6 protein-coding genes are annotated in these 5,200 nt (G+C 68.0%); 2 read left to right on the top strand and 4 right to left on the bottom strand.

Translation table 11 applies throughout. The features are described from left to right. Positions 1 to 211: hypothetical protein (locus VEY12_05780; GenBank protein HYM39639.1), on the bottom strand; the 211-nt coding region annotated here is incomplete at its 3' end. A 124-nt stretch (positions 212 to 335) separates the two neighbouring features. On the opposite strand from VEY12_05780, the gene VEY12_05775 reads away from it, so the two are divergent. Beyond that, entirely contained in the window at positions 336 to 1,028 is a 693-nt protein-coding gene (locus tag VEY12_05775; protein HYM39638.1) for an ERCC4 domain-containing protein, read from the top strand. A 40-nt stretch (positions 1,029 to 1,068) separates the two neighbouring features. Then, positions 1,069 to 1,941: a DUF6159 family protein gene (locus tag VEY12_05770; GenBank protein ID HYM39637.1), complete on the top strand. Its 873-nt coding sequence runs from the start codon at positions 1,069 to 1,071 to the stop codon at positions 1,939 to 1,941. On the opposite strand, the gene VEY12_05765 is transcribed toward VEY12_05770, so the two are convergent. The 3 genes from VEY12_05765 to VEY12_05755 form a co-directional block, all read right to left on the bottom strand. Then, entirely contained in the window at positions 1,919 to 3,025 is a 1,107-nt protein-coding gene (locus VEY12_05765) for a hypothetical protein (GenBank protein HYM39636.1), read from the bottom strand. The two genes, VEY12_05770 and VEY12_05765, sit on opposite strands and share 23 nt — an antisense overlap. Before the next feature lie 37 nt (positions 3,026 to 3,062). Beyond that, positions 3,063 to 3,608, bottom strand: a complete 546-nt coding sequence (locus VEY12_05760) for an NTPase (GenBank protein ID HYM39635.1) — start codon at positions 3,606 to 3,608, stop codon at positions 3,063 to 3,065. A 75-nt stretch (positions 3,609 to 3,683) separates the two neighbouring features. Beyond that, on the bottom strand, positions 3,684 to 5,200 hold a 1,517-nt coding region (locus VEY12_05755; protein HYM39634.1), incomplete at its 5' end, for an amino acid permease.

Genomic DNA, 5,200 nt, shown 5'->3' with positions numbered 1-5,200 from the left:
TGAACCGGTTGGCGTATCCGCCTAGGACAGGAGCGCACGCGGTCGCAACGAACGGCGTGTGGCTTAGCGTCACGTTCGGCTGGAGCGTCGTCGGGTACCACACCCACACGCCTAGAGCGGCCAAGGCGCCGATGACCGCGAGTACCACCGCGGCGACGAGGATCCGTTCGCGGCGCGAATCCCGAGGTGCGGGAGGCGCGTTGGGCTGCATCTCTCCACCGATCCCCAATGGGCCTTCCTACGATTGAAAGGTTTCGCCGCCCCGCCATGGGGAGCGTCGACATCCCGCCGACCTTACCGGAACCTTTACGGCAGCCGTGCGCTTCGACAGCCACGTGACCAAGGTCCCGCTGGTCGTCGACTCGAACGAGCCCGAAGACATCCCGGAAAAGCTCCGCGGCTTGGGCGTGGAGTTCGAGGTCAGGAAGATCGCGCCGGGGGACTACGTGCTCGGGCCTGTGGGCATCGAGCGCAAGACGCTGAACGACTTCTTCGCCAGCCTGATCAAGAAGCGGCTCTTCGAGCAGGTCCAGCGCCTGCGAGACGCCTACCCGCAACCGCTCCTGATTCTCGAAGGGGACCTCGCGGAGATCTCCACGTTTCGGCACCCCCAGTCCATCCTGGGCGCGCTCCTTGCCCTGGAGACGACGGAGCACGTGCCCGTGTTGACGACCGCGGACAAAGACCAGACCGCGCTCCTGCTGAGCCTCCTCTGGAGGAAGCAGGACAAGGCCGCGGCGGAGTACGGTCTGCGGCACAAACCCAAGGGGATGAGCCTCGAGCAGCGGCAGCGCTTCCTCGTCGAGGGCTTGCCCAACGTGGGCGAGACGCTCGCGCGGAATCTCCTGGAGCACTTCGGCTCCGTGCAGGCCATCTTCAACGCCTCCGAGGAGGAGCTCAAGAAGGTCGCGAAGATCGGCGACGTCAAGGCCGCGGAGATCGCGCGGCTCGTCCGCACGAGGTACGAAGCGCTGCAGACGCGCCTCGAGGGGGACGAGGAAGACGCCCCCGACGACGAGCCCCTTTGACAATTTCCTTATCTGGCGTTCCCTCGCTTGAACGGTCCGGATGCACTCAACGGGAGAGAGCTCGTGGGGCCACGTGGAACGCTCCGAGCGCGCGCCGTCGGGGTTCCGCGCGCAGCTCGTCCGGGGCTTCCACCTCACCTGGATCAGCCTGCGCGTTCTCGGGAAGGACCCGCAGCTCCTCGTGCTCCCCTTCCTCGCCCTCGTGTTCAGCGGCTTCGTTTGGCTCCTGGTCATCGTGAGCGCCTGGGCCGTCGACTTCCACGTCGCGTCGCCATCGAGCTCGTTCGTGTACCAGGAGGTCTTCGTGGCGTACCTCGTGACGTACGTCCTGTGCACGTACTTCATGGCCGCGATCATCGGCGCCGCGGACGAGCGGATCCAGGGCCGGCGACCCACCGTGTCCGACGGGTTCCGGGCCGCGAACCACTGCTTCCTGCGGCTCGTCGTGTGGAGCCTCTTCGCGGCGACATTCGGCGTGCTCCTGCGGCTTGCGTCCCTGCGGTACGAGCAGGCGGGCCGCCTCCAGGCGCGGATCCTGGGCAATCCATGGCCCATCGCCAGCGTGTTCGTCCTGCCGACCATGGCGATCGAGGACCTCGGCCCCGTGCGGGGATTCCGCCGCAGCCGCCACCTCGTGCGCGAACGATGGGGCTCCCACCCGAGCGGCGTGCTCGGGACCGGTGTGGTCTTCCTCCTCCTCTGGGCCCTGGGATCTCTCCCGTTCCTCTGGGGCATTCTGGGGGACGGTGGCTACCTGGGCATCGGGATCGCGGTCTTCGCATGGCTCGCGCTGATGGCCCTCTGGTCCGTGGTCCACGGGATCCTCGTGACGAGCCTGTACCACTACGCCACGGAGAGCAGCGCGGCGTTCGGCTTCAGTTGGAAGGCGCTCAATCACCCGTGGGTCCGCTAGCCGCAGCGTCCAGGAACGCGGCCACGATGACGTCGTGCGGCGCATCCGTCTTCACGCCGCGCGCGTGGAAGTGGGTCCGCTCCGCGCGGAAGCCCGCCGCGCGTAGGGTGGTCAGGAACCGCTCGAGTTTCGGCGGCGACGCACGCAGGCGTTTCGCCATCTCGTCCGTCGTGACGAAGAAGGGCGGCAGGCCGATTTCCTTCTGGAGCGAATCGAGAAGGCGAGCGCCCGCGGCCGAGGTCCACTCCGAGGGGGCCAGAGAGCGCACGAACGCGGAATCGCCGAGGTCGCCGACCCACAAGGGGCCGATCGCCTCGGGCTCGCGCGGATCCACGCGATGGAACGTCCCCTCGCGGTCCCGAAGGTAGTATCCCGCCTGGGGCCCGGTCTCCTGCAGGCCGTCGAGGACATGGAGGTGGACGCGGAAGAAGTGCTCCGCGGCGAAGGCTAGGAGAGGCCGCACCACCTTGCCGTGGGCCTCCGCGACGCGTTCGATGTACCCGAGCAGGATCCGGAGGCCAATCTCGTGCCCCTGGTCGCACCGCAGCGGATGGGCGATGTACCGGCGCTGACACGCCTTGGGATAGGTCCCGCAGAGGGGCGCCGTGTCCGTCGCGGTAATGCCCAGGCCGGACGGCGTCGGGGCCGCGTGGAACGCATGGCCGAGGAACGGGGTCGGCGGCCCGAACGGGTCGATGTCCACGTAGTCGTACCGCTTCTCCGCCAGATGGGCGCGCAGGTCGCCGTGGAACACGTCGCCGCGGAGGCCGTTCCGCTCCAGGTTCAACCGAATCAGGACCGCGGCGTCGGGGGACATGTCCACGAAGCCGAGCTCGGGCACGCCCGCCTCGAGGCCCATCCGGATGCCCCAGGCGCCCGTGGCGGCGAGGCCGTCCAGAGCCCGCGTCGGCTTGCCCGGCCACCTCGCGAGGAGGATCGCGCTCAGGTCGCGGTTCACGGTCATGGAGGGATTGTAGAACGGGTGGGGGCCCTTGGCCCCGGGTCCCTTGCGCCGCGGCACGTCAGGCACGAGAAGACGCGCGCGGCCCTCGACGACCTCGGTCAGTGCGAAGGGGAAGGACACGGGGTCGGCATGGCGCTCCGCGAGATAGGTCTTCCCGTCAGAGGACCTCGCCCTTCATGAGCTTCACGATCTTGTAGGGCAGGAGATTCCGGTTGACCATGGTCACCTCCAGGATCCGGACGTCGTCCCGGCGCCGGATGTCCTGGAGAAGCGGGTTGCGGGACTTCTTGTGGAGCGTGAGCAGGAGGGGCTTGTCCGCGTCGAGGGCGTCCTTGACGGCCTGGACGAAGTTCGGGCTCTCGACCTCCATCTTCCCGACCTCGTCGATCACGATCACGTCCGCGCTCTCCGTGGCGCGGCGGAGCGCGTTCACGCCGACCTCCTCGAGGGCGCTGATGTCGATACCGTACCGACCGACGAGAATTTTGGACTCGATATCGCGGGACGCGAACACGCGCTTCTCCTTGGTCGTCCAGTCGAGGACGTAGAAGCCCTCGCGGCGATTCCGCTTGACGATGGGCTCCGTGATCATGCCGCCGACCTTCTTTCCGTCGGCCTCGAGCATCTCGACGACCTTGAGCAGGCAGAAGGTCTTCCCCGCCCCGGGGAGGCCCGTGATGCCGATCTTCAGGGACTCACCCATGGGACAAGGCTCCATGTTCCCCATACGCGGCGTTCTATAAAAACCGTCACCGGAGGCGCCGGGCGTGCGGCGGGGTCAGGAGGGGTGCGGCGGCGCGCCCTGCGGGGAGGGCGCCGCGGGTGCGCGCGGCGTGATCACCTCGGGTCGCTGGACCTTGCGGACCATGAGCGTGGGCGTGGACGTCTTCCGGGCGATCTGGTCCTGCATGGGGCCGAACGCGAACTGGGTGAGCCGCCACTCGCTGCTCGCGCCGAGGACGAGGAGGTCGTAGTCCGCGGCCTCCGCGACGACCGTGTCGACGACATTTCGGATGCGGACTATCTTCTCCTCGAAGGGCACGCCGTGCGTGCGGCACATCTCCGCGAGCCGGGCGGAGTACGCCTTCTCCTTCTCCGCCTCGAGGTCGGTCTGGACCACGCTCAGGATTGTGATCGCCGCCTTGTGCTTCTTCGCGAGCAGGATGGCGTACCCAGTCGCGTAGGATACGTGCCACTCGGGCGCGTTCATGACCAAGATGCGGTCGAGTTTCTCCTTGAGGCCCGCCGCCTTGAAGACCACGACGTCGCACGGGGCTTCTTGGACGAACCGGTCGACGTGGGTCCCGAGGATGCGTCCTCTGCGCGACCGGGCGTTCCACCCCGCCACGAGGAGGTCGATCTCCTCGGTGCGGATGTTGTCCAGGATCGCCTCCGTGACCCGGTGGCTCACCTCGACCCGCGCGCGTACGGTCACGCCGGCCTCCTCCGCCCGGCGTCGGAGGCGGCCCAGGGCGACGCGGACCTCGCTCAGGTAGAAGCGATCGATCGCGTCGATCGGCAGGGCCTCGGGGACCTCGACGACGTGCAGCAGGGTCAGCTCGGCCGCCTCCACGCGGGCGACCAGCCCCGCGAAGTCCACGAGCTCCGTCCGCTCGAAGTCCTCGATGGGAAGAAGGATCCGGTACCGCGGCCGCGCGGAGGGGAGGACGGAGCCCATGACCCGGGTGACGCCCGCGACGACCTCCTTCCGCTCGTACGCGTAATGGAAGCCCAGGCCCACGGCGAGCCATGCGAGCGCGATGAACCAGGCCTCCGGCTCGTAGATCCAGAGGCTCAGGGCAATCACGAGCTTCGTCACGATCCCCAGGATGGGGATGATCGGGAACAGCGGGGTGACGAAGTACCGCTTCACCTCGGGCATCGTGCGGCGCAGCACGATGGCCGACCAGTTCACGAGGAGGAACAGCAGGAGGAACATGATGTCCGCGCTCGCGGCCACCGTGTTCAGGTCCAGGGTGAGCGTCATCAGGATGATGATCACTCCGCTGAACGCGATGGCCAGATGCGGGGTCCGCTTCTTGGGATGCAGGCGGCTCAGGGCTCGGGGCAGGGTGCCGTCGCGGCCCATGGCAAATGCCACGCGGCTCGAGGAATAGATGAGGCTGTTCAGCGAGGCGAGCGCGCCCAGGGCGATGCCGAAGACCACGATCGGGAGCCCGTACGGCATGACCCGGGCCGCGATCTCCGCGATCGCGTTGTTGTTCCCGACCACGGTGCCCGCGGCGTTCGTCGTCAGGAGGCAGCCCGGCCCCGGGGTGCAGTTCCCCGCGATCC

This window comes from Thermoplasmata archaeon, from assembly GCA_035632695.1.
GTDB lineage: Archaea > Thermoplasmatota > Thermoplasmata > RBG-16-68-12 > RBG-16-68-12 > RBG-16-68-12.
The sequence above is the reverse complement of the archived record's forward strand: the minus strand, read 5'-3'. Positions and strand labels throughout refer to the sequence as shown.